The 25,245-nt window shown below is 58.6% G+C and carries 23 protein-coding genes and 1 tRNA gene; 12 read left to right on the forward strand and 12 right to left on the reverse strand.

Annotation, left to right across the window (positions count from 1 at the left end; all coding sequences use genetic code 11):
- The first annotated feature begins 16 nt into the window (after nucleotides 1–16).
- Nucleotides 17–622, forward strand: a complete 606-nt coding sequence (locus GS620_RS03530) for an rRNA large subunit pseudouridine synthase E (protein ID WP_171614083.1) — start codon at nucleotides 17–19, stop codon at nucleotides 620–622.
- Nucleotides 623–654: 32 nt separating this feature from the next.
- Nucleotides 655–1,080 (forward strand): VOC family protein, encoded by a 426-nt coding sequence (locus GS620_RS03535; protein ID WP_171614085.1) that lies wholly within the window; start codon nucleotides 655–657, stop codon nucleotides 1,078–1,080.
- Nucleotides 1,081–1,125: 45 nt separating this feature from the next.
- Here GS620_RS03535 and GS620_RS03540 read toward each other — a convergent pair whose 3' ends face one another.
- Nucleotides 1,126–1,791, reverse strand: coding sequence for an alpha/beta hydrolase (locus tag GS620_RS03540; RefSeq protein WP_152458076.1), 666 nt, complete (start codon nucleotides 1,789–1,791; stop codon nucleotides 1,126–1,128).
- Nucleotides 1,788–2,420 carry a DNA-3-methyladenine glycosylase gene (locus tag GS620_RS03545; protein ID WP_171614087.1) on the reverse strand — a complete coding sequence of 211 codons (633 nt, stop codon included), beginning with the start codon at nucleotides 2,418–2,420 and terminating at the stop codon, nucleotides 1,788–1,790. The genes GS620_RS03540 and GS620_RS03545 overlap by 4 nt, the downstream gene beginning before the upstream one ends.
- Before the next feature lie 97 nt (nucleotides 2,421–2,517).
- Between GS620_RS03545 and GS620_RS03550 the strand changes: the two genes are divergently transcribed.
- Nucleotides 2,518–3,744, forward strand: coding sequence for an MFS transporter (locus GS620_RS03550; RefSeq protein ID WP_171115775.1), 1,227 nt, complete (start codon nucleotides 2,518–2,520; stop codon nucleotides 3,742–3,744).
- Here the strand turns inward: GS620_RS03550 and GS620_RS03555 are convergent, their stop codons facing one another.
- From GS620_RS03555 to cysS, 3 genes are read right to left on the reverse strand one after another with little or no spacing between them, the layout of a single operon-like run.
- Nucleotides 3,745–4,521: a squalene/phytoene synthase family protein gene (locus tag GS620_RS03555; protein ID WP_171614492.1), complete on the reverse strand. Its 777-nt coding sequence runs from the start codon at nucleotides 4,519–4,521 to the stop codon at nucleotides 3,745–3,747. It lies immediately after the preceding gene.
- 2 nt (nucleotides 4,522–4,523) lie between these two features.
- Complete coding sequence (gene cimA, locus GS620_RS03560; protein ID WP_171614089.1) at nucleotides 4,524–6,158, reverse strand: citramalate synthase; 1,635 nt, start codon at nucleotides 6,156–6,158, stop codon at nucleotides 4,524–4,526.
- Nucleotides 6,158–7,555, reverse strand: a complete 1,398-nt coding sequence (gene cysS / locus GS620_RS03565) for a cysteine--tRNA ligase (RefSeq protein ID WP_171231581.1) — start codon at nucleotides 7,553–7,555, stop codon at nucleotides 6,158–6,160. The genes cimA and cysS overlap by 1 nt, the downstream gene beginning before the upstream one ends.
- A 218-nt stretch (nucleotides 7,556–7,773) precedes the next feature.
- Between cysS and GS620_RS03570 the strand changes: the two genes are divergently transcribed.
- The gene (locus tag GS620_RS03570; protein ID WP_170344164.1) at nucleotides 7,774–8,118 is read left to right on the forward strand and encodes an MmcQ/YjbR family DNA-binding protein; all 345 of its coding nucleotides are present in this window, start codon (nucleotides 7,774–7,776) and stop codon (nucleotides 8,116–8,118) included.
- Between the two features lie 56 nt (nucleotides 8,119–8,174).
- Nucleotides 8,175–9,362 carry a pyridoxal phosphate-dependent aminotransferase gene (locus tag GS620_RS03575; RefSeq protein ID WP_171614091.1) on the forward strand — a complete coding sequence of 396 codons (1,188 nt, stop codon included), beginning with the start codon at nucleotides 8,175–8,177 and terminating at the stop codon, nucleotides 9,360–9,362.
- A gap of 8 nt (nucleotides 9,363–9,370) precedes the next feature.
- Here GS620_RS03575 and GS620_RS03580 read toward each other — a convergent pair whose 3' ends face one another.
- Entirely contained in the window at nucleotides 9,371–9,901 is a 531-nt protein-coding gene (locus tag GS620_RS03580) for an outer membrane protein (protein WP_253283780.1), read from the reverse strand.
- Between the two features lie 401 nt (nucleotides 9,902–10,302).
- Here GS620_RS03580 and GS620_RS03585 point away from each other — a divergent pair, with 401 nt between their 5' ends.
- Nucleotides 10,303–11,847: a trimethylamine methyltransferase family protein gene (locus tag GS620_RS03585; protein ID WP_171614093.1), complete on the forward strand. Its 1,545-nt coding sequence runs from the start codon at nucleotides 10,303–10,305 to the stop codon at nucleotides 11,845–11,847.
- A 45-nt stretch (nucleotides 11,848–11,892) separates the two neighbouring features.
- On the opposite strand, the gene GS620_RS03590 is transcribed toward GS620_RS03585, so the two are convergent.
- Nucleotides 11,893–12,138, reverse strand: coding sequence for a hypothetical protein (locus tag GS620_RS03590; RefSeq protein ID WP_117868858.1), 246 nt, complete (start codon nucleotides 12,136–12,138; stop codon nucleotides 11,893–11,895).
- A gap of 540 nt (nucleotides 12,139–12,678) precedes the next feature.
- Nucleotides 12,679–16,299 carry a vitamin B12-dependent ribonucleotide reductase gene (locus GS620_RS03595; protein WP_171614095.1) on the reverse strand — a complete coding sequence of 1,207 codons (3,621 nt, stop codon included), beginning with the start codon at nucleotides 16,297–16,299 and terminating at the stop codon, nucleotides 12,679–12,681.
- 446 nt (nucleotides 16,300–16,745) lie between these two features.
- Between GS620_RS03595 and GS620_RS03600 the strand changes: the two genes are divergently transcribed.
- Nucleotides 16,746–17,276 (forward strand): hypothetical protein, encoded by a 531-nt coding sequence (locus GS620_RS03600; protein ID WP_253283781.1) that lies wholly within the window; start codon nucleotides 16,746–16,748, stop codon nucleotides 17,274–17,276.
- 11 nt (nucleotides 17,277–17,287) lie between these two features.
- On the opposite strand, the gene GS620_RS03605 is transcribed toward GS620_RS03600, so the two are convergent.
- From GS620_RS03605 to pdxH, 4 genes are all read right to left on the reverse strand, one after another.
- Nucleotides 17,288–17,364, reverse strand: a tRNA-Pro gene (locus GS620_RS03605).
- A 43-nt stretch (nucleotides 17,365–17,407) separates the two neighbouring features.
- Nucleotides 17,408–17,875 (reverse strand): DUF192 domain-containing protein, encoded by a 468-nt coding sequence (locus tag GS620_RS03610; protein WP_171328270.1) that lies wholly within the window; start codon nucleotides 17,873–17,875, stop codon nucleotides 17,408–17,410.
- Nucleotides 17,876–17,880: 5 nt separating this feature from the next.
- On the reverse strand, nucleotides 17,881–18,387 hold the full coding sequence (locus GS620_RS03615; RefSeq protein ID WP_174829352.1) for a cold-shock protein: 507 nt from the start codon (nucleotides 18,385–18,387) through the stop codon (nucleotides 17,881–17,883).
- Between the two features lie 142 nt (nucleotides 18,388–18,529).
- Nucleotides 18,530–19,135, reverse strand: coding sequence for a pyridoxamine 5'-phosphate oxidase (pdxH, locus tag GS620_RS03620; RefSeq protein ID WP_171116534.1), 606 nt, complete (start codon nucleotides 19,133–19,135; stop codon nucleotides 18,530–18,532).
- Nucleotides 19,136–19,270: 135 nt separating this feature from the next.
- Between pdxH and fabI the strand changes: the two genes are divergently transcribed.
- From fabI to trpE, 5 genes are all read left to right on the forward strand, one after another.
- Nucleotides 19,271–20,077: an enoyl-ACP reductase FabI gene (gene fabI, locus GS620_RS03625; protein ID WP_171167969.1), complete on the forward strand. Its 807-nt coding sequence runs from the start codon at nucleotides 19,271–19,273 to the stop codon at nucleotides 20,075–20,077.
- Nucleotides 20,078–20,081: 4 nt separating this feature from the next.
- Entirely contained in the window at nucleotides 20,082–20,591 is a 510-nt protein-coding gene (gpt, locus tag GS620_RS03630; protein ID WP_152458089.1) for a xanthine phosphoribosyltransferase, read from the forward strand.
- Nucleotides 20,592–20,612: 21 nt separating this feature from the next.
- The gene (locus tag GS620_RS03635) at nucleotides 20,613–21,788 is read left to right on the forward strand and encodes an aminotransferase (protein ID WP_171614097.1); all 1,176 of its coding nucleotides are present in this window, start codon (nucleotides 20,613–20,615) and stop codon (nucleotides 21,786–21,788) included.
- Nucleotides 21,789–21,868: 80 nt separating this feature from the next.
- Nucleotides 21,869–23,710: a peptidylprolyl isomerase gene (locus tag GS620_RS03640; RefSeq protein ID WP_171614099.1), complete on the forward strand. Its 1,842-nt coding sequence runs from the start codon at nucleotides 21,869–21,871 to the stop codon at nucleotides 23,708–23,710.
- Between the two features lie 11 nt (nucleotides 23,711–23,721).
- Nucleotides 23,722–25,233 carry an anthranilate synthase component I gene (trpE, locus tag GS620_RS03645; protein ID WP_171204822.1) on the forward strand — a complete coding sequence of 504 codons (1,512 nt, stop codon included), beginning with the start codon at nucleotides 23,722–23,724 and terminating at the stop codon, nucleotides 25,231–25,233.
- Nucleotides 25,234–25,245 lie beyond the last annotated feature (12 nt).

Consider the following 25,245-nt stretch of genomic DNA (forward strand, 5'->3'; position numbering starts at 1 on the left):
AGGCTATGCGCAGATCATGTCGTGGTTCATTCGCTTCAACAAACCTTATGATGTTCTGCCGCAGTTCACCGACCGCGCCAATACGGACAGCCCGCGCAGCACGCTGTCCGATTTCATCGATCTGACGGGCGTCTATCCGGCGGGCAGACTAGATCGTGACAGTGAAGGTTTGATGCTGCTGACGGATCAAGGGAAGTTGCAGTCCCAGATCTCTGACCCAAAGCACAAGATGGCCAAAACCTATTGGGTCCAAGTTGAAGGCACCCCCGATGAGGCGGCCCTGAAAACGCTTCGCAACGGGGTCGAATTGAAGGATGGTTTGACCCGCCCTGCGAAAGCTCGTCAGATCGACGAACCCGAGGCGCTCTGGCCGCGCACCCCACCGATCCGTGAACGCAAGACGGTACCGGACAGTTGGCTTGAACTGACCATACGTGAAGGCAAAAACCGACAGGTGCGCCGGATGACAGCGGCAGTTGGTCTGCCGACGCTGCGCCTGATCCGGTACCGCATCGGAGACTGGACCCTGGATGATCTTGAGCCCGGGCACTGGGACAGTCTGCCAATGCCGACACTGAACGCGGCCCCCCAACGCAAGCGCGACCGTCGCCCACGCCGGTGACAGACCCTGCCCCGATCTGCTAAACTGGGGTCATGAAGAAAACGCCTGACATCCCGGCCCCTTCGGCCATTCTGGAAGCGGCGCTCTATGTCGATGATCTGGACGCGGCAGAACAGTTTTATGGCCAAGTTCTTGGGCTCGAACGCATCCAACGTGTCGCTGACCGCCATGTTTTCTATCGCATCGGCGGATCGGTCCTGCTTATATTCAACCCCGACCAGACCGAACAACCGCCGCTCGACCCCGGCATGCCGGTTCCGCCCCACGGCGCGCGCGGCCCCGGACATGTGTGTCTTGTGCTGTCACGAGAGGAAATCGCAGTGATGCGCAAACACCTTCTGGACTGGAATATTCCGGTAGATGCCGAGTTTGACTGGCCCGGCGGCGTACGGTCCTTATATGTGCGCGACCCGGCCGGAAACTCGGTCGAGTTCGCCGAAGGCCACTTGTGGGCTTGATCCGGTGCGGAACGCATGGGCGCTCCGCGGATCAAGTTCCAAAGACTAAAGGCTCAGCTTGTCGCGCATGAAGGCCAGCGCAACGCTCAGCCCATCCGGGGCGATACCGTGCCCGGTACCTTTCATGACATGGGCATAGACCTCTTTGAAGCCGGCAGCCTGCAAGGCTTCGGCCGCTTCCGGCAGGGACTGCGGCGGAACAACGTCATCAGCGTCGCCATGCACCAGCAAGACAGGCATCCGGCTGACAGTTTCATCCACCAGCAGATCGGGTTCCAGCAAACGGCCTGAGAAGGCTACGATCCCGGCCACGGGATCTTCCCGCCGCGGCGCAACGTGCAGGCTCATCATGGTGCCTTGGCTGAAGCCAAACAACACAACCTGTTCGGGCAGAACATCTTCGTCCACCATCAGCGCGTCCAGAAAGGCGTTGAAGTCCTCGACAGCCATTTCCATGCCCCGGCGGGCTTCTTCTTCGGAAGATCCATCGATCCACGGAATCGGAAACCACTGATACCCGTTGGGCATTCCGGGGATCTGCTCGGGGGCGTCGGGGGCCACGAACAACGTGTCGGGCAGGTGTTCACCCAGCGGATCGGCCAATCCCAGCAGATCGGCACCGTTTGCACCATAGCCATGCACGAACACCACGACCGAGCGCGTGTCGCCCGAAACAGGCTCTTTCCGGAGCGCATTCAAAACCCGTGTCATCTGATCCCTTCTCTTTGTTTTGCAACCCGGTAATAGGCCCACAGCACCCGTGCCGCAACCGAACGCCAGGGCGACCAGGCCTCGGCCATTTTGCGCAATTCCTTGTCCGTTGGACGTTCAGGCAAGTCATAAAGGATGCGCGCCGCCTCTTGCACGGCCAGATCACCGGGTGCGATGACATCTGCGCGACCCAGTGAGAACATCGCATAGATTTCGGCTGTCCAGACACCGATACCCGGAACTTGCGTCAATGTGGCGACGACATCGGCGTCAGTTGCATCGCGTAGTGCCTTATAGTCGATACGTGCCTCGGCCAGTGCCCGCGCATATCGGATCTTCTGTCGGCTCAGCCCAACTGCCCGCAGATCATCATCCGTTGCCCACAGGATCTTGCGCGGGCCGGTCAACCTTGCATCCTGAAGCCGTTTCCAGATCGCATTGGCCGAAGCCACGCTGACTTGCTGACTGACGATAGCACTCAATAATTGCGCAAACCCATCGGGGCGGCGGCGCAGCGGCAAGGGGCCGGTCTGATCCATCGCATACGCCATGCGCGGACAGGTTTTGGCCAGCCACTCGGCCCCTTCGGCCACACAGTCCGATGTTTCGATGATGCGGCCCGCGGGCATGCGGCCTCCCTGCTCTTTTGTTTCGGGCAGGTTAGGCGCATGTGACGCAGATGCAACCCGCTTGTGCCGCAAACACTTAGCCGATAACCATTCGCCCATGACGATGATTTCAACCCTTCCGGACGACCGGCAGGCCAAACGCAATGTGGCCGTACTGGTGGCTGCCCAAGCCATTCTGGGCGCGCAGATGCCGATGATGTTCATCGTCGGCGGGCTTGCAGGTCAGTCGCTGGCCTCGAACCCCTGCCTAGCGACGCTGCCGATATCCCTGATCGTTCTGGGATCGATGCTGGCAGCCACGCCGATCTCGGCCATCATGCAAAAATGGGGCCGTCGCGTGGGGTTCCTTGTCGGGGCAACGGCCGGTGCACTGGGCGGGTTGATCGGGGCCTATGGTCTGTTTCTGGGCTCGTTCCCCACCTTTCTTGTCGGCAGCCTGCTGACCGGCATCTACATGAGCGCACACGGGTTCTATCGCTTTGCGGCAGCAGACACCGCGTCAGACGATTACCGCCCAAAAGCGATTTCATACGTGATGGCCGGCGGGCTGGCGGCCGCCATCATCGGGCCTCAGATCGTGAAGCTTACGTCTGAAGCATACGTCATCCCTTTTCTGGGAACATATATGGCCGTAATCGGCATCAACGTTCTGGGCTCGGCGCTGTTCTTCTTTCTCGACATTCCGACACCTGCGAAACCTGCGGCCGATGAACCCAAGGGGCGGTCACGGATCGAGTTGCTGAAAACACCCCGCATCGCCGTCGCGATCATCTGTGCCATGGTGTCTTATGCGTTGATGAATCTGGTCATGACCTCGACGCCGCTTGCCGTTGTCGGATGTGGATTTTCTGCCAATGACGCGGCGGATATCGTGACAAGTCACGTGCTGGCAATGTATGTCCCCAGCTTCTTTACCGGGCACCTGATCGCCCGGTTTGGCGTTGAAAAGATCGTCGCTCTGGGCTTGGCCATACTTGCCGCATCAGGGGTGGTTGCGCTGCAAGGCGTCGAATTGGGGAACTTTTTTGTCGCCCTTGTTCTTCTGGGCATTGGTTGGAATTTCGGCTTCATCGGCGCGACCACGATGCTGGCCGCGTCGCATGAACCGCAAGAGCGCGGACGGATGCAGGGCCTCAATGACCTGTTGGTGTTTGGCGGTGTGACATTGGCATCGCTGGCCTCGGGCGGGTTGATGAACTGCTCGGGCGGATCCGCGATCGAGGGGTGGAATGCCGTCAACCTGGCCATGATCCCTTTGCTGACACTGGCAGGTGGCGCATTGCTGTGGCTGGTTCTGCGCCCGGCCGATCCCGAAAGGGTCTGATCACCAGCGCCCGCTGCCGACGGTCCACATCAGCGACAGTCGCTGACGCATTTCGCCTGGCTCAAGCGTTCCTGCCGCCACCCGCTCGGGTTGGGCGATGGCCTGCTTCAGAACTCGTTCCGCCAGCCAACCCGCATACAGCGCGGGACGCGCCTCAGGTGCGATGTCGCCCCGCTTTGATCGCGCCTTGCGCAATCGGTCCAAAGCGGATTGGGCCAATTGCTGAACGCCGCCCTTCGTACCATCAAGCAAAGGTACGCGACCCCGCTTTTCCAGTTCGGGAATGGCGCGGAACCAATTTGCCACACCGACCCCGTACCCGAAATCGCGCAACACGCTTTCATCCGCCACACCCAGCGCCTGCGCAGAGGCGACGAAAAGAGATCCGGAACTGTGGTTGATATAGGCGTCAAAGTGTTCCTGATCCTCGAACGGATCCCGGTATATATCCCAACGTCTTACGGCAACAAATTCATCCAGAACGCCTGCCAGATGCGGCGACAGGACCCGCGACAGAGGCGTCACCACCTCGTGCCGCCGCACCGCGGCCCCTTCTGCAATCTCCTGCAACGCGTCGCGCCACCATTGCAGCCGCATTTCGGCAATCATGGCCTCTTGCGTCACCCATGGCGCGCGGGCGACTTCAACATTCAACGCATAGATCGGAAACAAAACCACGCGGGCCGCGACCGGAGCAGCCATCGTCGCCCGGAAACGATCAGGATCCGCACGCTGTACCAACGCGGCGCAGGCTTTGACATCATCGTCGAAGGTCACACTCACTCGGCCGCTGCCTTTTGCGGATCGCAATCACGGACCAATTTCCACTGGATCGCATCCAGCAGCGCCTCAAAGGACGCATCAACTATGTTCGCGCTTACGCCAACGGTCGACCAGCGCCGCCCCTGACCGTCTTCGCTGTCGATGATGACTCGGGTCACCGCTTCGGTCCCGCCCTGGGTGATACGGACCTTGAAATCGACAAGGCGCATATCCGACAAGACCTGCGAATATTGGCCCAAATCCTTCGCCAGCGCCTTGGCCAGCGCGTTCACAGGCCCCCTGTCGTTTCCGGAGTCGTCCATGGACTCGCTGACCGACAGTTTCTTTTCACCGTCCACTTTGACCACAACGACAGCTTCGGACAAGCTGACCATCTTGTTGTATTTGTTCTTCCGGCGCTCAACAGTGACCTTGTAGCGCTTGACCTCGAAGAACTCAGGCAGTTGTCCCAGTTCATCCCGCGCCAACAGTTCGAAACTGGCCTGCGCGGTGTCGTAGGAATACCCAACCGCTTCACGATCCTTGATCCGTTCAAGGATGCGGCCCAATGCGGGATCACCGGCTTTGACGCTCAGCCCCGCCTCGGTCAGGCGTTTGCGCAGGTTCGACTGACCCGCCTGGTTCGACATCGGAATGATACGTTCATTGCCTATGCTCGCCGGGTCCACATGTTCGTAAGTCGATGGGTCCTTCAGGATCGCGCTGGCGTGCAACCCCGCCTTATGCGCAAAAGCCGACGCGCCCACATACGCCGCCTGCTTGCTGGGAACCCGGTTCAGGACATCGTCCAACATGCGGCTGATGCGGGTCAGCCCGGCCAGCGCATCAGGGCTGACGCCGGTTTCGAACTGCGAGGCGTAGGGTTCTTTCAGCAGCAATGTCGGGATCAGCGCCGTCAGGTTTGCGTTGCCGCAGCGTTCCCCCAGACCATTCAGCGTTCCCTGAATTTGCCGTGCACCTGCTTCGACCGCTGCCAGAGAACAGGCCACTGCGTTCTCGGTATCGTTATGGGTGTGGATACCCAACCGTTCACCCGGCAGACCGGCCGCGATCACTTCGGACACGATCCGCCCGACCTCGGACGGCAACGCGCCACCGTTGGTGTCACACAGCACAACCCATCGCGCGCCCGCCTCCAGCGCGGCCCGGCAAACTTCCGTCGCGTATTCGGGGTTGTCCTTGTACCCGTCAAAGAAATGTTCGGCATCGAACAGCGCCTCTCGCCCATGCGCCACGATATGCGCCACCGAAGCACGAACGTTTTCCGTGTTCTCTTCAAGCGAAATGCCAAGCGCGTGGGTCACGTGATAATCATGCGACTTGCCAACTAGACAAACGGCCTGCGTTCCTGCATTCATCACCGCAGCCAGCACATCGTCATTCTCGGCCGAGCGCCCCGCCCGCTTGGTCATGCCAAAGGCCGTCAAGCGGGCCGCGGTCTTTGGCGCCGCCTCGAAAAACGCGCTGTCGGTGGGGTTGGCGCCGGGCCAGCCGCCTTCGATGTAGTCCACCCCCAAAGCGTCCAACGCCTGCGCGATCTGCACTTTTTCAGCGGTCGAAAACTGCACGCCCTGGGTCTGCTGCCCGTCACGCAGCGTCGTGTCGTAAAGATAGAGGCGTTCTCTGGTCATCAGACCTCCTCCAGCTTGGCGGCATCAAAACCGGCGCCCGGCACCAGTTCAACACCTTCCTTGCTCATTCGAACCTCAAGCCCTGCCGCAATATACGCCGCCTTGAGGCGGTCGACCTCCGAGAAATCTTTGTTTTCCATTGCAGATACGCGCGCCTTTGCCAAGCGATCTGCATGGGCACTCAGGTCTATGGACGCCGTGTCCGCCCAGTCCCCCATCTGGGGCAGCAGCAAACCCAGCATTTGTGCGCTTGCCAGCAATCCCGCAGCGTTTCCATCTGACGCCAGACGGTAAAGCTCGGCCATGGCACCTGCTGTGTTCAGATCGTCGCTCAGCGCTGCGATCACTTCAGGTGCCGCGCTGGCAGCGGGTTCTATGCCCGATGTCAGCGCCCGCCATTTGCGCAGCGTCGCCTCCGCCTCACGGGCTTTCTTCTCGGTCCAGTCCATCGGCTTGCGATAATGCGTCTGCAAAAAGACAAAGCGGATCACTTCGCCCGGAACGCCCTGCTCCAGCAGATCATGCACGGTAAAGAAATTGCCCAGCGATTTGGACATCTTCTTGCCTTCGACCTGCAACATCTCGTTATGCAGCCAGACCCGCGCGAATTCACCGTGCGGGTGTGCGCATTTGCTCTGGGCGATCTCGTTCTCGTGGTGCGGGAACATCAGGTCGTTGCCGCCACCGTGGATATCAAAACTCTCACCCAGCAACTCATAGCTCATGGCCGAGCATTCGATGTGCCAGCCCGGACGTCCCCGCCCCCATGGGCTGTCCCAGCCCGGCAATTCATCGGTCGAAGGCTTCCACAAGACAAAATCCATCGGGTTCTTCTTGTAGGGCGCCACCTCGACCCGCGCGCCGGCGATCATGTCATCCACCGAGCGCCCCGACAGCTTACCGTAGCTCTCTTTCCAGCTATCCACCGCGAACAGAACATGGCCTTCGGCGGCATAGGCATGACCCTTAGCGATCAGGTCTTCGATCATCGCGATCATCTGCGCGATGAACTGGGTCGCGCGCGGCATCTCGTTCGGCTCCAACGTGCCCAAAGCGCCCATATCATGCAGGTACCAGCCGATGGTCTCATCAGATCGTTCCTGCACCAATTGCTCCAGCGTGCCTTCCGCGCCCGCCTGTTTGCGGGCCAGCGCCGTGGCGTTGATCTTGTCGTCCACGTCGGTGAAGTTGCGCACATAGGTCACGTGTTCTGCGCCATAGACATGGCGCAACAGACGATAAAGAACGTCGAACACGACCACCGGGCGGGCATTGCCCAGATGGGCGCGGTCATAGACCGTCGGACCACAGACATACATCCGCACGTTGTCAGGGTCGATCGGTACGAAATCTTCCTTCGTCCGCGTCCGCGTGTTGTGCAGCTTGATCGTCGTCATCGGTCGGGCTCCTAGAAAACAGCAAAGGCTTGCGCGTTGGCGCGGGCTTAGCAACTTGTCTCAGGGATGAAAACGAAAGAAACCGGCCCGCTTGATAAATCAGCAGGTAATGCAGCAGATAATGATGCAGGTCACCGGGTTCATGCCCCTCGGTTAGCACGGGAACCCCGCCAAGCCAAGCGTTGAGTTTGCTCACCCGGTCCGGCAGAGTGCCCGTCATGGATCGAGACTTCATCAATTCCATCTGCAAGGAATTTCCCGGAGCCGAGCTGTCGGACCCGTGGGGCGGCGGTCATGACGCGTGGAAGGTTGGCGGCAAGATGTTTGCCTGTATCGGAACTGCAAATGACGGCGTGTCGGTCAAAACACCCGACGTGGAAACGGCTCAGATGGTGATTGATGCCGGTGTCGCGGTGAAAGCCCCCTATTTTCACCGCAGCTGGGTCCGCCTGCCGTTTGATGCCGAGACCGAGGAGCTGCGCCATCGTTTGACGGTTTCCTATGATCTCGTTCGCGCTTCGTTGACTAAAAAGCTTCAGGCGAAGCTGCCACCGCGAAGCTGATTGACAAACGGCCACTGCTCTGCCCCATTCAGCGCAAGGCAAGCAGGGGCGATGGGATGAAACTGTCTGAACGCATCACGCAGATCACCGGCGGCGGCAGCGATGGCTGGGACGTGTTTTATCGCGCCCGCCGGATGCAGAGCGAAGGACAAGCCGTAACAGAACTGACGATCGGTGAACATGACACCCGAACCGACCCTTCGATTCTTCAGGCGATGGAGCTGTCGGCCCGCAACGGCCACACAGGTTACGCGATGGTGCCCGGCACGGACCTGCTGCGCGACACGGTCGCCGCTCAGGTTCAGACCCGCACTGGCGTTCCGACCTCTCGGAACAACGTTCTGATCACCCCCGGCGGGCAAGCCGCCCTGTTCGCGGCACATATGGCCGTGTGCGATCCCGGTGATGTCGGATTGTATCTCGACCCCTACTACGCCACCTATCCAGGCACGATTCGGGGCGTTGGCGCCGTGGCCCGCGCGGTTCAAACCACCGCTGAAGGCGCTTTCCAGCCCAAAGCCGAGCGGATCGATGCCGCCGCTGAAGGCGCGGTTTCGTTGTTGATCAACACGCCGAACAATCCGACCGGCGTGGTCTATTCCCGTCAATCGCTCGAGGCGGTCGCTGATGTTTGCAGGCGGCGCGATCTCTGGCTGATCTCGGATGAGGTGTACGACACCCAGGTCTGGGACGGCGAGCACATTTCGCCGCGTGCGCTGCCCGACATGGCAGAGCGAACGCTTGTGGTTGGATCCATGTCCAAGTCCCATGCCATGACCGGGTCTCGGTGTGGATGGGTCGTCGGCCCCGAGGATGTCATCGCCCATCTGATCAATCTGGCGACCCACACCACCTACGGCGTTCCCGGGTTCGTGCAGGACGCCTCCAGCTTTGCGCTGACCGCGGGTGTTGAACTGGAAGAAAAAATCGCCGCCCCGTTCCGCCGCCGGCGTGCCCTGGGAATGGATATTCTGGCCTCGCAAAACACCGTAGGCCTCGTCCCCGCGCAGGGTGCCATGTATCTGATGCTGGATATCCGCGCGACCGGGTTGTCGGGGGACTCGTTTGCCAACGCGCTGCTGGACGCACACAGAATTGCCGTCATGCCCGGCGAAAGCTTCGGCAAGGCCGCTGCCGGGCACGTACGGGTGGCCATGACCGTGGCGGATGAACGCTTTGCGGATGCGCTGAAAACGCTGTGCAAATTCGCGTCGCATCTTGCGAGGAAGCACGCAGCTGAATAAGCCTGTTGTCAGAAACGAAACGTTGTACGCAGGTTGAAGACGTTGGAATCCAGACCACCGGTGGATCGGGTGACATCATCGAAATCTTGCCGCAGCGCCTCACCGCTGATGACAAAATTCTCGCCAATCGGATAAGCGATGCCGATCCCGTAAACAGCGGCGGTATCGCTGTCGACGGATGTTTCGGCCCGTGCCGCACCAACGACGACATACCCCAGCGCGCTGCCGAAATCGTACCCGCCACGCAGTTTCAATCGGGTCATGCTGTCCAGACTGCCCTGAGACTGGCTGAGATTCAGGGAAAGTCGGTTGTATTCAAGTTCACCGCCCAGAACGAAAGCCCCGAAATCCTGATCATAGCCTACATGCGCACCAAAGGCGGTGTCATCCCCGCTTGATCCGCCCAGTCCATCCGCATCCGCGTACCCAAAGCTGAGCCCAACGTACCCCCCTGTCCAATCCTCTGCCAAAACCTGGCCGGCGCTGGCCGTCAGAGCCACGACAATCAGGACAGAAAAAAGTTCAAAAGTCTGTTTCAACGCGATTTCACTCGGGCTTCAGATCATGTGTTAACTTATAATTCAACTGGGATCGCTTTTGTCAGAGTTCAATTCCTTGCACGCAAAGCTCAAGAGTAAGTGAATGCAGTATAACAGATTTCTGTCCTCGCGGGAGAAAATCTGCCTTAGAATTCCGTCAGAGGTTTGTTGGGCAGATATTTGCTGAAGTAAATTCCGTTGAGGTCGCAAACAGAACAGATTGCGTCGCCGTGTTTTGGAATTGTTGCGCCAAACGTTGAGAGGCGGAATGACTGACCACGACTGGAAAATCAGCCTGATCAGCCGCACCATTGGTGCGGACCGGGGGCGTGCAGCGAGAGGACGGCCGTAAGCGGCCATTTGCTAGTTCCCCAAACATCTCTCACAGATCGGAAAAAGAAATGAACGACCAATCCCGCAACACATCGCGCAGCGGCGGTCGCGCTGCGCGTCGCGCTGCCCGCGCAACCGCATTGCCTGAACATCTGCGTCCCGTGCGCCCCGGTATGGAAGGCGGTGTCCTGAATGTTCTGACCCAGGCACAGATCGAACGTATCCACGAGGCCGCCCTGACCGCATTGGAAACCATTGGTCTGGCGGACGCGCCGCAAAGCGGGATCGACTATCTGGTTGGTGCAGGCTGCACATTGGGCGACGATGGCCGCATCCGCTTTCCCCGTGTGCTTGTCGAAGACACGATCGCAAAGGCGAACCGCAATGTCACTTTGTACAGCCGTGACGGAAAAACCGATCTGGACCTTACAGGTACAAAAGTACATTACGGCACGGCTGGTGCAGCCGTTTCCATGGTCGACGTGCATGGTCGCGAGTATCGCGATTCAACCGTTCAGGATTTGCACGATGCCGCACGTATCTGCCAACAGCTTGACAATATTCACTTTGTTCAGCGCCCCATGGTCTGTCGCGACATTGCGGACAACCTGGAAATGGACCTGAACACGATCTACGCCAGCTGTTCAGGAACATTCAAACACGTCGGCACATCCTTCACGGAACCCAGCCACGTCGCCCCCGCGATGGAGATGATCTACATGATCGCGGGCGGCGAAGACAAATATCGCGAGCGGCCTTTCGTGTCGAACTCGAACTGCTTCGTCGTCCCACCGATGAAATTCGCCACTGAAAGCTGCGAAGTGATGGAGGAATGCATCAAGGCCGGAATGCCGGTTCTGTTGCTGTCAGCCGGAATGGCCGGCGCCACCGCGCCATCAACCATCGCCGGAGCAATCACACAGGCCACGGCGGAATGCCTTGCGGGATTGATTTATGTAAACGCCGTAAGTCCCGGCGCGCCCGCAGTTTTCGGCACCTGGCCTTTTGGTCTTGATCTGCGGACCGGCGCAATGTCCATCGGTTCCGGAGAACAAGCCCTGCTGACGGCAGGCTGCGCCCAGATGCACCGTTTCTACGACTTGCCTGGGGGTGCGGCGGCCGGTGCATCAGATTCGAAGCTGCCCGACATGCAGGCCGGGTGGGAACAGATGTGCTCGAACGTGATGGCGGGGCTGTCCGGTCTGAACATGGTATATGAAGCCGCTGGCATGCACGCCTCGCTGCTGGGATTCTGCTTTGAAAGTCTCATCCTCAGCGACGACCTGATCGGTCAGGCACAACGCTGTGTGCGCGGGATCGAAGTGACCGATGAAACCCTGGCGTTGGATCAGATCGCATCCGTGTGCATGGGCGGCCCCGGTCATTATCTGGGCACCGATGCGACCCTCAGCCGTATGCAGGCCGACTATGTCTATCCGACCTTTGGTGACCGCTCGTCCCCCAAGGAATGGGTGGAGCTTGGCAAGCCGGATCTGGTTGAAAAGGCAGTGGCCCGAAAGAATGAGATCCTGTCCACCCCGTCGGCGGCCCGGTTCGACCCGCTTCTGGATGCTGAGATTCGGGAAAAATTCAACATTCACTTGCCGTTATAACATCTGAAAAAGCGGCCCGATGAGTGTCGGGCCGCCCTTTCTTGTTTACCCGTTGCTGGGTGGAAGCAAACCTGCCTCTTGTGCAACGGCCACTTCATCAGCATCCAGCGCCCCGTCGCCATTTGCGTCCATCGCCGAAAATGTATCGGCGTCAACGTCGGGCAACACGGCCTGAATTTCTTCGATGGTCAGAACGCCGTCGCCATTGGCGTCGGTTGAGGACTGCGCCGAGAGCACTCCCGGCAAGGTCAGTGCAGCAATGGAAATCCCAATCAAGTACTGCGGTTTCATTTTCGTGCCTCCTGGATAAGTTGATTATGTCTTCGTCCGGACAGGCCCCAGAAACACCGGAACAGCCGCAGGCGTCACCCGTTTTGCGTGATTTCCGGGAAGTCGCGCCAATCTTTGCGTGTTTGCCCGAGTCGGTGTTGCGACACACCGCCGGGCAAAACCTTGCCAGACCCGTTTCGGCAGAACTTGCCCGACAGGCATGGCCCGATCCGGCAAGACCGCGCTCATCCGGGCAACCAGTCGCAAAAAAGAAAGGGGGCCGAAGCCCCCTGTCAGTTTCGCCATCCAGGCTCATTTCGTTGACCGCCCGGTGTTTTTTTGCCTGCGGCCTGGACGTCGCATGGAACGAGCGCACCCGTTCCGTGAAAGAGTGGGAGGGAGCAAATATTCCGCCCCACCCTGTTCCCGGCCAACACGGGCATGTCGGCCGAGTGAAGAAAGGACATCTGGTAAGTCTTGTGTCCTTTCTCCGAATTCGTCGGGGTCGGTTACCTAGGGCAGCGTCCGACCCCTACGCCCCGGGGTGCCGGGGCGCTGTCCTTAGCTACACCCGCTTGTCGCGCCACAGGTGTTGCATTTCATGCAGGTGCCGTTGCGCACCAGCGTGTAGTTTCCGCATTCGCCGCAGGGATCGCCCTCGTACCCCTGCATCTTGGCCTTCGTGCGGGCGTCCATGCCGGTGGCCACCGCCGTTTCGGCTGCCGGTGCTTCGAAGGAAGCCGCCGGTTCAGCCATGCCGTTCACCTCGACCTGACCGGCGTTGAACACCGCCAGATCTTGCGGCAAGCGCTTGCGCAGATAGCCGGTGGAGCTGATTTGTTTCAGCACTTCCAACGACCTGGACGCGGCTGTTTCGCTGATTTCCGAAACGTTCGAGACACCCTCGTCTTCGCCCCGGCCCAGATCATCGAAGGTTGCGCCTTCGGGTTTCACATGGGCCAGATCGGTACGATCCAGATAAGACACGGCCAATTCGCGGAAGATGTAATCCAGGATCGACGTCGCGTTCTTGATCGAGTCGTTGCCCTGCACCATCCCCGCGGGTTCGAACTTGGTGAAGGTGAAGGCGTCCACGAATTCTTCCAGCGGCACGCCGTATTGCAGACCAACCGACACGGCGATGGCAAAGTTGTTCATCATCGCCCGGAAGCCAGCGCCTTCCTTGTGCATGTCGATGAAAATCTCGCCCAACTGGCCGTCTTCGAACTCACCTGTGCGCAGATACACCTTGTGGCCACCGACGATTGCCTTCTGGGTATAGCCCTTGCGGCGATGCGGCAGTTTTTCACGATGGCTGCGGATGATTTCCTTGACCACAACCTTCTCGATCACCTTCTCGGCCAGAACGACGGCCTTTTCCTGCGCCGAGCCGCTTTCCAGCACCTCTGCCGCCTCGTCGTCATCCTCGACCAGTGCTGCCGCCAGCGGTTGCGACAGTTTCGAGCCGTCACGATAAAGCGCGTTGGCCTTCACACCCAGCGACCAGCTGAGTTCATAGGCTTTCTGGCAATCTTCGATGGTCGCGTCATTCGGCATGTTGATCGTCTTCGAGATCGCACCCGAGATGAAGCTCTGCGCCGCCGCCATCATGGTGATATGGCTTTCAACTCCAAGGAAACGCTTGCCTTTTTTTCCGCACGGGTTGGCGCAATCAAAGATCGAATAATGCTCTTCCTTCAGGTGCGGCGCACCTTCCAGCGTCATGGTTCCGCAGACGTGATCGTTGGCCGCCTCGATATCCGCACGGGAAAAACCAAGATGACGCAGCAGGTCGAATGTCGGGTCATTCAGCTTGGTCGCCGGGATGCCCAGAACACCGGTGCAGAAATCCTCGCCCAGTGTCCACTGGTTGAAGACGAACCGGATGTCGAAGGCGCTTTCCAGAGCCGCATCCACCTTGGCCAGTTCATTCGGGCCAAAGCCATGACCGGTCAGCGAGGTGTGGTTGATCCCTGGCGCATTGCCGATGGTGCCGTGACCAACGGCATAGGATACGATCTCTTCGATCTGCGACGAGGAATAGCCCAGCTTTTCCAGCGCCGATGGCACCGAGCGGTTGATGATCTTGAAATACCCGCCACCGGCCAGCTTCTTGAACTTCACCAGCGCAAAGTCAGGCTCGATCCCGGTGGTGTCGCAATCCATCACAAGACCGATGGTGCCGGTGGGCGCGATCACGGTGGCCTGCGCGTTGCGATAGCCATTTTTCTCACCAAGGCTCAGCGCCTCATCCCAGGCGGACATGGCCAGATCGACCAGGCGCTTGTCCGGGCAGTTGCCGTGATCCAGTGGCACGGGTTTGACGGCCAGTTTCTCGTAGCCTTCTGTCACACCCTGCGCCGCGCGGCGGTGGTTGCGGATGACACGCAGCATATGCTCGGCGTTGCGCTCATAGCCTTTGAACGGGCCAAGCTCACCGGCAATCTCAGCCGAAGTCGCATAGGCCACACCGGTCATGATCGCGGTCAGCGCGCCACAGATCGCCCGACCCTCGTCCGAGTCATAGCTGTAGCCCATGTTCATCAGCAGTCCGCCGATATTGGCATAACCCAGACCCAGTGTGCGGAAGTCATAAGACAACTGCGCGATTTCCTTCGACGGGAACTGCGCCATGGTCACCGAGATTTCTAGCGTCAGGGTCCACAGGCGCGAAGCGTGCATGTAATCCGCTGCCTGGAACTCACCATCCTTGAGGAAGGTCAGCAGGTTCATCGAAGCAAGGTTACAGGCCGTGTCATCCAGGAACATGTATTCCGAGCACGGGTTCGAGCCGCGGATCTCACCATCTTCGGGGCATGTGTGCCACTCGTTCACCGTGTCATGGAACTGGATGCCCGGATCGGCACAGGCCCACGCTGCATGGCCGACCTTTTCCCACAGATCGCGCGCCTTGACCACCTTGGCCACCTTGCCGTCGGTGCGGTTGATCAATTCCCAATCGGCATCCTTTTCAACCGCCTTGAGGAACGCATTGGTCACGCGGATGGAATTGTTCGAGTTCTGGCCCGAAACCGAGCTGTAGGCCTCCGAATCCCAGTCTGTATCATAGGTCGGAAACTCGATGCTGTCGTGGCCCTGCCTGGCATAATCCAAGACACGCTTGATGTAAGTTTCTGGTATTGCAACCTTTTTCGCTTCACGAACCGCCTTTTTCAGCGCGTCGTTCTTGTTCGGATCATAGGCGTCGTCGGCAGATCCATCCCAAGACCGGATGGCCTCGAAAATGCCGTTCAGCATCTTCTCGTGCATCTTCGATCCGGCAACGATCGAGGCCACCTTCTGTTCTTCGATCACCTTCCATTCGATGAATTGCTCGATGTCCGGGTGATCTGCATCGACGATCACCATCTTTGCTGCCCGACGGGTTGTTCCGCCTGATTTGATCGCGCCAGCGGCGCGGTCGCCGATCTTGAGAAAGCCCATGAGGCCCGAGGACTTGCCGCCGCCCGACAGCGCCTCGCCTTCTGCACGCAGATGGCTGAAGTTGGTGCCTGTGCCGCTCCCGTATTTGAACAGGCGCGCCTCGCGCACCCACAGGTCCATGATGCCACCTTCGTTCACCAGATCATCATCGACCGACTGGATGAAGCACGCGTGCGGCTGAGGATGTTCATAGGCCGATTTCGACTTGGTCAGCTTGCCGGTCTTGTAATCGACATAGTGGTGCCCCTGCGCCGGGCCATCGATTCCATAGGCCCAGTGCAGGCCGGTGTTGAACCACTGCGGTGAGTTTGGCGCCGCACGCTGGGTCGCCAGCATATAGCGCATCTCGTCGAAATAGGCGCGCGCGTCTTCTTCGGTCGAGAAATAGCCGCCCTTCCAGCCCCAATAGGCCCAGGCACCAGCCAGACGGTCGAACACTTGCTTCGACGATGTTTCTCCTTCGAACTCTGCGCCTTCCGCGGGAACCGATCGCCACAGAAATTCAGGAACATCCTTTTCTTTCACCTTCTTGAGCTTGGTGGGCACCCCCGCCTTGCGGAAGTATTTCTGCGCAATCACATCACTTGCAACCTGCGACCAACTGGAAGGGACTTCGATGTCATCAAGACGAAAGACAATTGTACCGTCCGGATTTCGGATTTCAGATGTTGCCGACACAAAATTCAGTTCCGCATAGGCGTCCTGATCCGGTTTGGTGAATTTTCTTTCAATCTTCATGTCCGCAGCCCTGGTTTATTCAGCTCAATTTCAGATTCCCGACACCAAATCTTGTGTTGCAGGGTGTCGCCCACAACGCCCTGAGAAGCGTGCAAAAAGGTACTGTTCGCTGCCTTGGACAGCGCAATGCCGCTAATGCGGCCGCACGATAATCGTTTGTGCTTATCCGACCCTCGCCCGCTGCCTTTTCTGGAATATACACCAGATGTTGTGGCAATCTCGTTGGCTCATACAATTTGACGTATGTTCCCATAGTAGGTCAACGCCCTTTTTCGGTCATTTCCCAAATCTTTTTTATTGACCTGATGGTTGCATGAGGCCTTCTGCGTGCAGGCCGCGATTCCTCCACAGCTTCGTCCACGGCGAATTTCCGCCGACGTTTTGCGCTCTCAAAATGAATTCCCGTTTTTACCAGCATAGTTATCTGGATTTGATCAACCAATGGCATGCTGGTTACCTTGAAAGGGAATCAATACCGTCCGGGCAAACAGACCTGCGCCATGTGCCGAACGGTTTACCCAAGAGCGAGGGAGTTCAAACGAATGAAGTTGTTTCATTTTTTCCCGGCCATGGCCTGCATCGTTGCATGCGCACCACAAGATGTGCCCATCCCGTCACGCAGCGCACAGTTTGAATCCTTCCCGAAACGCCTGTTCGATACGTTTGAAACCAGTTGCTCGGGCCCTGGCGAGTCTTTCAAAAAAACCGCGAACCAAGTTTTTGAATGCAGTGAGTTCCTGCCCCCGAAGGCGACAGCTTTTCTGATTCTGAACTATGACGGCCATCCGCAGGAACTGCCCCAAAGCGTCATGCGTCTTACGTCAACAAAAACAAACGCAGGGTATCGCGTGGACGCGCATGTTTTCTTCCACGTCCCGCAAAAAACCGGTGCGGCAGTTGAAGTTCCGGTTGAAAGTAAGGTTTTGAATCAAGCCATCGGCGAGCTCTACCAGACAATGGGTGGCTCGCCGAATTAGCTTGATGGAAGTGGTCGGGGCGGCAGGATTCGAACCTACGACCCCCTGTACCCAAAACAGGTGCGCTACCAGACTGCGCCACGCCCCGGACCGTGCGCCTTCCTAACGACGCCGATCTGATTTGAAAAGCCCTAACAGGGCCAAATTGCAGGTCCTTGCGAAAAAATTTCGTGCTTCATCTGTGTCCCGGGCCTGATGGAGTAGCGCGCGGACAATCCTGCATTGATTTCCAGCACCGCAAATACGGAATCGCCCCCTTCAATCGGCGTAAGATCACCCGGAATCGCGCCTTCATGCACACGCGTCACCAAACCGGTGCGATCCAGAAAAACCATATCGAGCGGGATCAGTGTGTTCTTCATCCAGAAAGCAACGGGTTGCGGCGGATCAAAGACGAACAGCATACCGGATCGAGCCGGCAACGATTCGCGAAACATCAAACCGCGGGATCGCTCTTGCGGAGTGACGGCGACTTCCACGTTAAATTGCACGGTCGCACTGTCATTTCTGAGTGTGACACGATCCGATCTGCAAGCAGCAGCGGCAACTCCTGCCCACAACGTTACGAATATGGTCAAGAGTATCCGAAGCCGTTTCATCCGGTTCAGCTATCCAAAGCCGCTTCCCAGGCCAGAACCTGCGCGGCCATCCGACCACGCTTGCCGTCGATCACCCTCATGGCCAGTGCTTCACCTGGTTGCAGATCAGCAAGACCCGACCGGCGCAACACCTCAATATGAAGGAATACGTCTTCATTTCGCCCAAAGACATTGGCAAATCCGAAACCCTTGCCTTTGTCGAACCATTTCACCCGTGCGGCTTCCAGCGGCGCCTTTGCGATAGCCTCCGGATCCAGCTCGGCGAAATCGGCAAGCATCATCGAGTCGGTCCGCGCCGGCGGATCAATCGCAACGACCTCGACCGCTTGAACCCCTCGGTCCGTGCGGTGAGTCATGATTTCAATGCTGGCGCCATCCGCAACCGAACTCTGGCCGTAATTGCGCAGAACATTCACGTGCAACAGAATATCCGGGCCGCCCTCTTCGGATACAACAAAGCCATAACCCTTGGCAGGGTCGAACCATTTTACGTGTCCACGGACGCGGTACATGTTGTTCAGGTCTTCTGGCACGGTTTTCCCATCGCGAATTTCAACAGTTCGTTAAGGGTTTGTTGTTTATGGGAATGGCAGGCAAATTCAAGCTGAAAAAATCGTTTATTTTCTGCCTGTTGCATTTCACGACACGTGAACGTCATGGATTCAACCTTTCAACATGCCATGCCGATCCCGGCTCAATTCGTTGCCATCTGAACCGGTCATGCAAGCGGAATGCTCCATCGGCCCAGAACTCAATCTCGGTGGGCGTCAATCTGTACCCGCCCCAAAACGGCGGACGCGGTGGATTTGGCCCAAGTTTCGCCGTCACTTTCGCGACCTCTGCCATCAAAGCTGCCCGGCTTGAAAGCGGTTGCGACTGCTTTGAAGCCCACGCGCCCAGTCGGCTTTTCAATGACCTTGATGCATAATACTCATCTGCCTGGGGCCCATTTTCACGACGTATTGTACCACGAACACGAAGTTGACGCCGCAAAGATTTCCAATGCATCACAAATGCAGCTTTTCCTGCGGTATCCAGTTCCTTGGCCTTGGCGCTTTCGTAGTTCGTATAAAAAACAAACGAGTCCGCTTCGATTTCCTTGAGCAACACCATGCGTGCATTTGGCAAGCCATCCGGATCAACGGTTGCTAGCGCAATCGCATTCGGGTCGTTCAATTCGGTTTCTTCAGCCTCGGCAAGCCACCGGGCCGCTATTTCAAACGGATCGGAGCCAGCAAAGATGCCATCACGCTCGGTCATTTCCATCCCCTGGAAAGTATTAACGACGAACCTAAGGCGAGAACCCGCTGCGGGCAAGAGCGCACGGCCTTGATGCAACGCAACCAATGGCATAAACCAACTCAACATAACGCGAAGACAGGCGGAGAACCGAACATGTCAAATCAGTTGATGGCCGGCAAACGCGGCCTCATCATGGGACTGGCCAATGACAAATCAATCGCATGGGGAATCGCCCGCGCCTTGTCGAATGCCGGGGCCGAGCTGGCCTTTTCCTATCAGGGCGAGGCTTTGAAAAAGCGCGTCGACCCGCTGGCGGCGCAATTGGGCAGCGAAATTGTTCTGCCCTGCGACGTCAGTGACGAAGCATCCATCGACGCGCTCTTTGCAGCGCTGGAAGAAAAATGGGGCAAGCTGGACTTCATCGTCCACGCCATCGGCTTTTCCGACAAGAACGAGCTGCGCGGTCGCTATGTCGACACCAGCCGCGCGAATTTCAAACTGACGATGGATGTTTCGGTATATTCCTTCACAGCCGTGATGCAGCGTGCTGAAAAGATGATGTCCGAGGGCGGCAGCGCTGTGACCCTGACCTACTACGGCGCCGAGCAGGTCATGCCGCATTATAATGTCATGGGCGTCGCCAAGGCCGCGCTGGAGGCGTCGGTCAAATACCTGGCCGAGGATCTGGGCAAGGATGGCATCCGCGTAAACTCGATCTCGGCCGGCCCGATCAAGACGCTGGCCGCCAGCGGCATCGGCGATTTCCGCTATATCATGAAGTGGAACGAATATAACTCGCCCCTGCGCCGCAACGTGACGATCGATGACGTCGGCAACTCGGCGCTGTACCTGTTGTCGGATCTGTCCAGCGGTGTCACAGGTGAGAATCTTCATGTGGATTCGGGGTATCACATTGTCGGCATGAAGGCCGTTGACGCCCCGGACGTTGAAAAAGGTTAAGAACATGAGCGCCAAGGACCGCTTGCCCCACGAAAAAGGCTTTCATATCAGCTGGGACCAGATTCATCGCGATTCGCGTGCACTGGCCTGGCGTCTCGACGGGCAAGGTCCCGATGATGGCAATTGGCGGGGTGTTGTCGCGATCACGCGCGGCGGCATGGCGCCTGCGATGATCGTCAGCCGAGAACTGGATATACGCACGGTCGATACGATCAGCGTGCGTTCATACCACCACCAGGAACAGGGTGAAGCAGAGGTGTTGAAATCTCCGGACGCCGACCTGATGGGTGACGGAACCGGTATTCTGATCATCGACGACCTGGTCGACAGCGGAAAGACATTGGAACTGGTTCGGGACATGTACCCAAACGCGCATTTCGCGACGGTTTACGCCAAACCAAAGGGCCGCCCGATGGTGGATACCTTCATCACCGAAGTCAGCCAGGACACATGGATCTTCTTCCCATGGGATATGGCCCTTCAATATGTCGAGCCGTATCGCGGCACCGATTGATTTCTGAACAGTAGACCGCACATGACGCTCAGCCGCACCGCCGCAACATTCGCACCTCCGGTGATGGAGGCGCGCCGATGGGTCGAGGGCGTTGCCTTCCCATCCGACCGCCCGTTGATCAACGTAAGCCAGGCGGCCCCGGTCGATCCGCCGCCGCTGGCCTTGCGGCAGGCTATGGCCGAGTTTGCTGTGCGCGAAGACAGCGCGCATCTTTACGGCCCGGTATTGGGCAATGACGATCTGCGCACCGAACTGGCGGCGCAGATCAGTTCTCACTATGCGGCGCAGGTAGACGCACCTCGGATCGCCATCACCTCGGGCTGCAATCAGGCGTTTTCGGCCGTGATATCGGCGATCACCGGCGAAGCGGATGAGGTCATTCTGCCAACCCCATGGTATTTCAACCACAAAATGTGGCTGGATATGGCCGGAGTACAGGCTGTGGACCTGCCGACCGGCGATGATCTTTTGCCCGATCCAGAGCGTGCCCGCGGAATGATTACCGACAAGACACGCGCCATTGCGCTGGTCACGCCCAACAATCCGGGCGGCGTCGAATACCCTGCCGAACTTGTCAAAGCCTTCTACAACCTGGCCCGTGAAACCGGAATTCGCCTGATCGTCGATGAAACCTATCGCGATTTCGACAGCCGCAGCGGCCCCCCGCATGATCTGTTTCAGAAACCCGGGTGGGACGAAACGCTTGTCCACCTATACTCTTTCTCCAAAGCTTATCGTCTGACGGGCCACAGGGTGGGTGCCATCGCAACAAGCCAGGCGTTGTTGGCCGAGGTCGAGAAATTTCTGGATACGGTCGCCATTTGCCCCGGCCAGATCGGCCAGTTCGCAGCGTTGTGGGGTATGCAAAACCTGTCGCAATGGCTGGCCGGCGAGCGTGACGAAATTCTTGACCGCCGCGCAGCCATTGCAGAAGGGATGCCGGCGCTTGAAGCACGGGGGTGGCGGCTTTTGGGACTTGGCGCCTATTTTGCCTATCTCGAACATCCGTTCGATATGCCCTCAGACGAGCTTGCGCGCCGTCTGGTCCAGGAAGTTGGCGTGCTGCTGTTGCCCGGCACCATGTTCATGCCGGATCATGACCCGGCTGGAAAACGGCAGGTGCGCATTGCTTTTGCCAATCTGGATCGGGCCGGGCTGGGCCAATTGTTCGACCGGTTGCAGGACCTGTCCTTCTAAGCTTGCCCCTCGGCGGTGTGCGTCGTATTCAGGGCCGCAACCGACAGGGCAGAACTCTGCCGAAAAAACAAGAGGGCATCATGGCCGCAGGCGCTAAAAGTCTTTCGAAAACCTTTGTCTGGATTCTGATGGGCCTGCTGATGCTGGGCCTTGCGGGATTTGGCGCGGTCAACCTCAGCGGTACGATCCGCACAATTGCGACAGTCGGCGACGAAAGCATCTCGGTCGACGACTACGTGCGCGAATTGCAGCGCGAGATCCGAGCGGTGGAGGCACAATCCGGGCAGCCTTTGCAGATGTCGCAAGCCCGCGACCTGGGTCTGGACCGAAACGCCCTTGCCCGTCTGACCGCTTTGGCTGCGCTGGACAACGAGGTCGGTCAGCTTGGGATTTCCATCGGCGATGAGAATCTTCAGCAAGAGATCATCTCGATTCCGGCGTTTCAGGGTGTCAACGGAACTTTTGACCGTGAATCCTATCGCTTTCAGCTGGAACAGGTCGGCATGACCGATTCCGAATTCGAATCCGATCTGCGCAAGGAATCCGCCAGAACCATCGTGCAGGGCGCAATCATGGGCGGCGTGAAAATGCCGGCAACGCTGACGGACACGATGATCGATTATATCGGCGCGCGGCGCAGCTTTACGGTTGCAACTGTTGGAACGGAAGCGCTGGAGTCACCTGTGGCCGATCCGACGGACGCACAGATCCAGGCATTCTATGATGACAATGGCGACCAGTTCATGCTGCCCCGCACCAAGCAGCTGACTTATGCGATTCTGTCGCCTGCAATGTTGGTGGACACGGTCGAAATCGACGACGACGCGCTGCGCAAGCTTTATGAAGAACGAAACGACGAATACAACCAGCCCGAACGCCGTTTGGTCGAACGTCTGAACTTTCCAAGCGAACAGGCCGCCAAGGACGCTTTGGCGCAGCTTGAGGTTGGCGGCACAACTTTCGAACAGTTGGTTCGGGATCGCGATCTGGAACTGAACGACATTGATCTGGGCGACGTGACGCGTGAGGATCTGGGCGAAGCTGCGGACGCCGTTTTTGCGGCCGAGCTTGACGCTGTCGTGGGCCCGTTGCCTTCGGTGTTCGGTTCGGCGCTGTTCCGCGTCAACGGATCACTGGCGGCGAACAACGTTCCATTTGAAGAGGCCGAGCCGGCACTTCGCGAAGAGTTGGCGACTGAACGCGCCCGCCGTCTGATCGAGGCGCAATCCGAGGATATCAACGATATGCTGGCTGGCGGTGCCACGCTGGAAGAACTGGCGGAAGAAACCGAAATGGAACTGGGTCAGATCGACTGGACCCGTGACAGCGACGAAGGCGTTGCGGCCTATGACGGGTTCCGAGCGGCCGCAGAAGCCGTTCAGGAAGGGGATTTCCCTGAAATCGCCTTCCTCGAAGACGGGTCAATTTTTGCCCTGCGCCTGGACGAGGTTCTGCCGCGTCGCCCGGAACCGCTGGAGAGCGCGCGCGACCGTGTCGCCGAGGCCTGGCAACAGGCCGAGATCAACAAAGCCCTGCGCGAAAAGGCGGATGCCATTCTGAACCAACTGGCACCTGACGGTGATTTCGCAGCGACTGGCCTGCCCTTCCGCGTCGAAAACGCCCTGACCCGCACCGCGTTTCTGAATGACGTTCCGGCCAATTTCATGAACGAAGTTTTCGCGATGGAACCGGGCGAGCTGCGCGTTGTTTCGGGCAATGGTGCGGCTTGGATAGTGCGTCTGGATGAAACCCTGCCGCCGGCGGATACGGATGAACTGCGTCAGTTGCGTGATGCCCTGAGCTCGCAGATGGATCAGGCTTTGGCACAGAATATCTTTAACGCCTACGTACGTGATGCCCAGACTCGGGCGCGCCCCGTGGTGGATCAACAGGCGCTGAACGCCGTGCAGGCGAGCTTTTAAACGAGACCGATATGGCCCTGACACCCGATTTCGAAACCTTCGCGCGCGCCTATGATGCGGGCGAAAACCAGGTTGTATATACGCGTCTGGCCGCCGATCTGGACACACCTGTTTCACTGATGCTCAAGCTGACGGGCGCGCAGAAAGATGCGTTCATGCTGGAATCGGTGACAGGCGGTGAGGTTCGTGGCCGCTATTCGATCATTGGCATGAAACCTGATCTGGTTTGGCGCTGTCATGGGGAAACCTCGGAACTGAACCGTTCGGCCCGTTTCGATGCCGAGGCGTTCTCGCCCCAAGATGGCAACCCGATGGACAATCTGCGGGCGCTTCTTGCCGAAAGCCGCATGGAATTGCCCGATGACCTACCACAGGCCGCTGCCGGGCTGTTCGGGTATCTGGGTTATGACATGGTTCGGCTGGTGGAACACCTTCCGGATGTGAACCCTGATCCACTGGGTTTGCCCGATGCGATCATGCTGCGCCCGTCTGTCATCGCGGTACTGGATGGTGTCAAGGGTGAGGTGACGGTGGTTTCACCTGTCTGGGCCAGCGACGGTCAATCGGCCAAGGCGGCCTATGCCCAGGCGGCTGAGCGTGTGATGGATGCGGTCCGCGACCTGGAACGTGCCATGCCCGCGGAAACCCGCGATCTGGGCGACGCACGCGAGGTTGCCCCGCCGGTGTCGAACTTCACCAAATCCGGCTATATGGAGGCGGTTGAAAAGGCCAAGGAATACATCCGCGCGGGTGACATCTTTCAGGTTGTCCCGGCACAGCGCTGGACGCAGGATTTTCCACTGCCACCTTTTGCTCTCTACCGATCCTTGCGGCGCACGAATCCGTCACCCTTCATGTTCTACTTCAACTTCGGCGGTTTTCAGGTAGTGGGGGCAAGCCCCGAAATCCTGGTGCGTGTGTTTGGCAATGAAGTCACCATTCGCCCCATCGCAGGCACGCGCCCGCGTGGCGCGACGCCTGAAGAAGACAAGGCGAACGAGCTGGACCTGCTGGCCGACAAGAAAGAACTGGCCGAGCATCTGATGCTGCTGGATCTGGGTCGCAACGATACCGGTCGTGTGTCAAAGATCGGAACCGTGCGTCCGACCGAAGAGTTCATCATCGAACGCTACAGCCACGTGATGCACATCGTATCAAACGTTGTAGGCGAACTGGCCGAAGACAAAGACGCGTTGGATGCCTTTTTTGCGGGTATGCCGGCAGGAACGGTTTCGGGCGCGCCAAAAGTGCGCGCGATGGAGATCATAGACGAGCTGGAGCCGGAAAAACGCGGCGTTTACGGCGGCGGCGTCGGCTATTTCAGCGCCGGCGGAGACATGGACATGTGCATTGCCCTGCGCACCGCCATCGTGAAGGATCAGAAACTCTATATCCAAGCCGGTGGTGGTGTTGTTTACGACAGCGACCCCGAAGCCGAGTTTATGGAAACTGTTCATAAATCCAACGCCATACGGCGCGCGGCAGCTGACGCCGCGCGGTTTACCGGCAACGGAAACGGCTAAAAAAACAGGGGC

The sequence above is a fragment of the Ruegeria sp. HKCCD6428 genome (assembly GCF_013110595.1).
Lineage (GTDB): Bacteria > Pseudomonadota > Alphaproteobacteria > Rhodobacterales > Rhodobacteraceae > Ruegeria.

Coding starts and splice junctions, on each gene's coding strand:
- GS620_RS03530 (WP_171614083.1), top strand. CDS start 17: ATGTCGTGGTTCATTCGCTTCAACAAACCTTATGATGTTCTGCCGCAG.
- GS620_RS03535 (WP_171614085.1), top strand. CDS start 655: ATGAAGAAAACGCCTGACATCCCGGCCCCTTCGGCCATTCTGGAAGCG.
- GS620_RS03540 (WP_152458076.1), bottom strand. CDS start 1,791: ATGACACGGGTTTTGAATGCGCTCCGGAAAGAGCCTGTTTCGGGCGAC.
- GS620_RS03545 (WP_171614087.1), bottom strand. CDS start 2,420: ATGCCCGCGGGCCGCATCATCGAAACATCGGACTGTGTGGCCGAAGGG.
- GS620_RS03550 (WP_171115775.1), top strand. CDS start 2,518: ATGACGATGATTTCAACCCTTCCGGACGACCGGCAGGCCAAACGCAAT.
- cimA (WP_171614089.1), bottom strand. CDS start 6,158: ATGACCAGAGAACGCCTCTATCTTTACGACACGACGCTGCGTGACGGG.
- cysS (WP_171231581.1), bottom strand. CDS start 7,555: ATGACGACGATCAAGCTGCACAACACGCGGACGCGGACGAAGGAAGAT.
- GS620_RS03570 (WP_170344164.1), top strand. CDS start 7,774: ATGGATCGAGACTTCATCAATTCCATCTGCAAGGAATTTCCCGGAGCC.
- GS620_RS03575 (WP_171614091.1), top strand. CDS start 8,175: ATGAAACTGTCTGAACGCATCACGCAGATCACCGGCGGCGGCAGCGAT.
- GS620_RS03585 (WP_171614093.1), top strand. CDS start 10,303: ATGAACGACCAATCCCGCAACACATCGCGCAGCGGCGGTCGCGCTGCG.
- GS620_RS03590 (WP_117868858.1), bottom strand. CDS start 12,138: ATGAAACCGCAGTACTTGATTGGGATTTCCATTGCTGCACTGACCTTG.
- GS620_RS03595 (WP_171614095.1), bottom strand. CDS start 16,299: ATGAAGATTGAAAGAAAATTCACCAAACCGGATCAGGACGCCTATGCG.
- GS620_RS03600 (WP_253283781.1), top strand. CDS start 16,746: ATGCTGGTTACCTTGAAAGGGAATCAATACCGTCCGGGCAAACAGACC.
- GS620_RS03610 (WP_171328270.1), bottom strand. CDS start 17,875: ATGAAACGGCTTCGGATACTCTTGACCATATTCGTAACGTTGTGGGCA.
- GS620_RS03615 (WP_174829352.1), bottom strand. CDS start 18,387: ATGTACCGCGTCCGTGGACACGTAAAATGGTTCGACCCTGCCAAGGGT.
- pdxH (WP_171116534.1), bottom strand. CDS start 19,135: ATGACCGAGCGTGATGGCATCTTTGCTGGCTCCGATCCGTTTGAAATA.
- fabI (WP_171167969.1), top strand. CDS start 19,271: ATGTCAAATCAGTTGATGGCCGGCAAACGCGGCCTCATCATGGGACTG.
- gpt (WP_152458089.1), top strand. CDS start 20,082: ATGAGCGCCAAGGACCGCTTGCCCCACGAAAAAGGCTTTCATATCAGC.
- GS620_RS03635 (WP_171614097.1), top strand. CDS start 20,613: ATGACGCTCAGCCGCACCGCCGCAACATTCGCACCTCCGGTGATGGAG.
- GS620_RS03640 (WP_171614099.1), top strand. CDS start 21,869: ATGGCCGCAGGCGCTAAAAGTCTTTCGAAAACCTTTGTCTGGATTCTG.
- trpE (WP_171204822.1), top strand. CDS start 23,722: ATGGCCCTGACACCCGATTTCGAAACCTTCGCGCGCGCCTATGATGCG.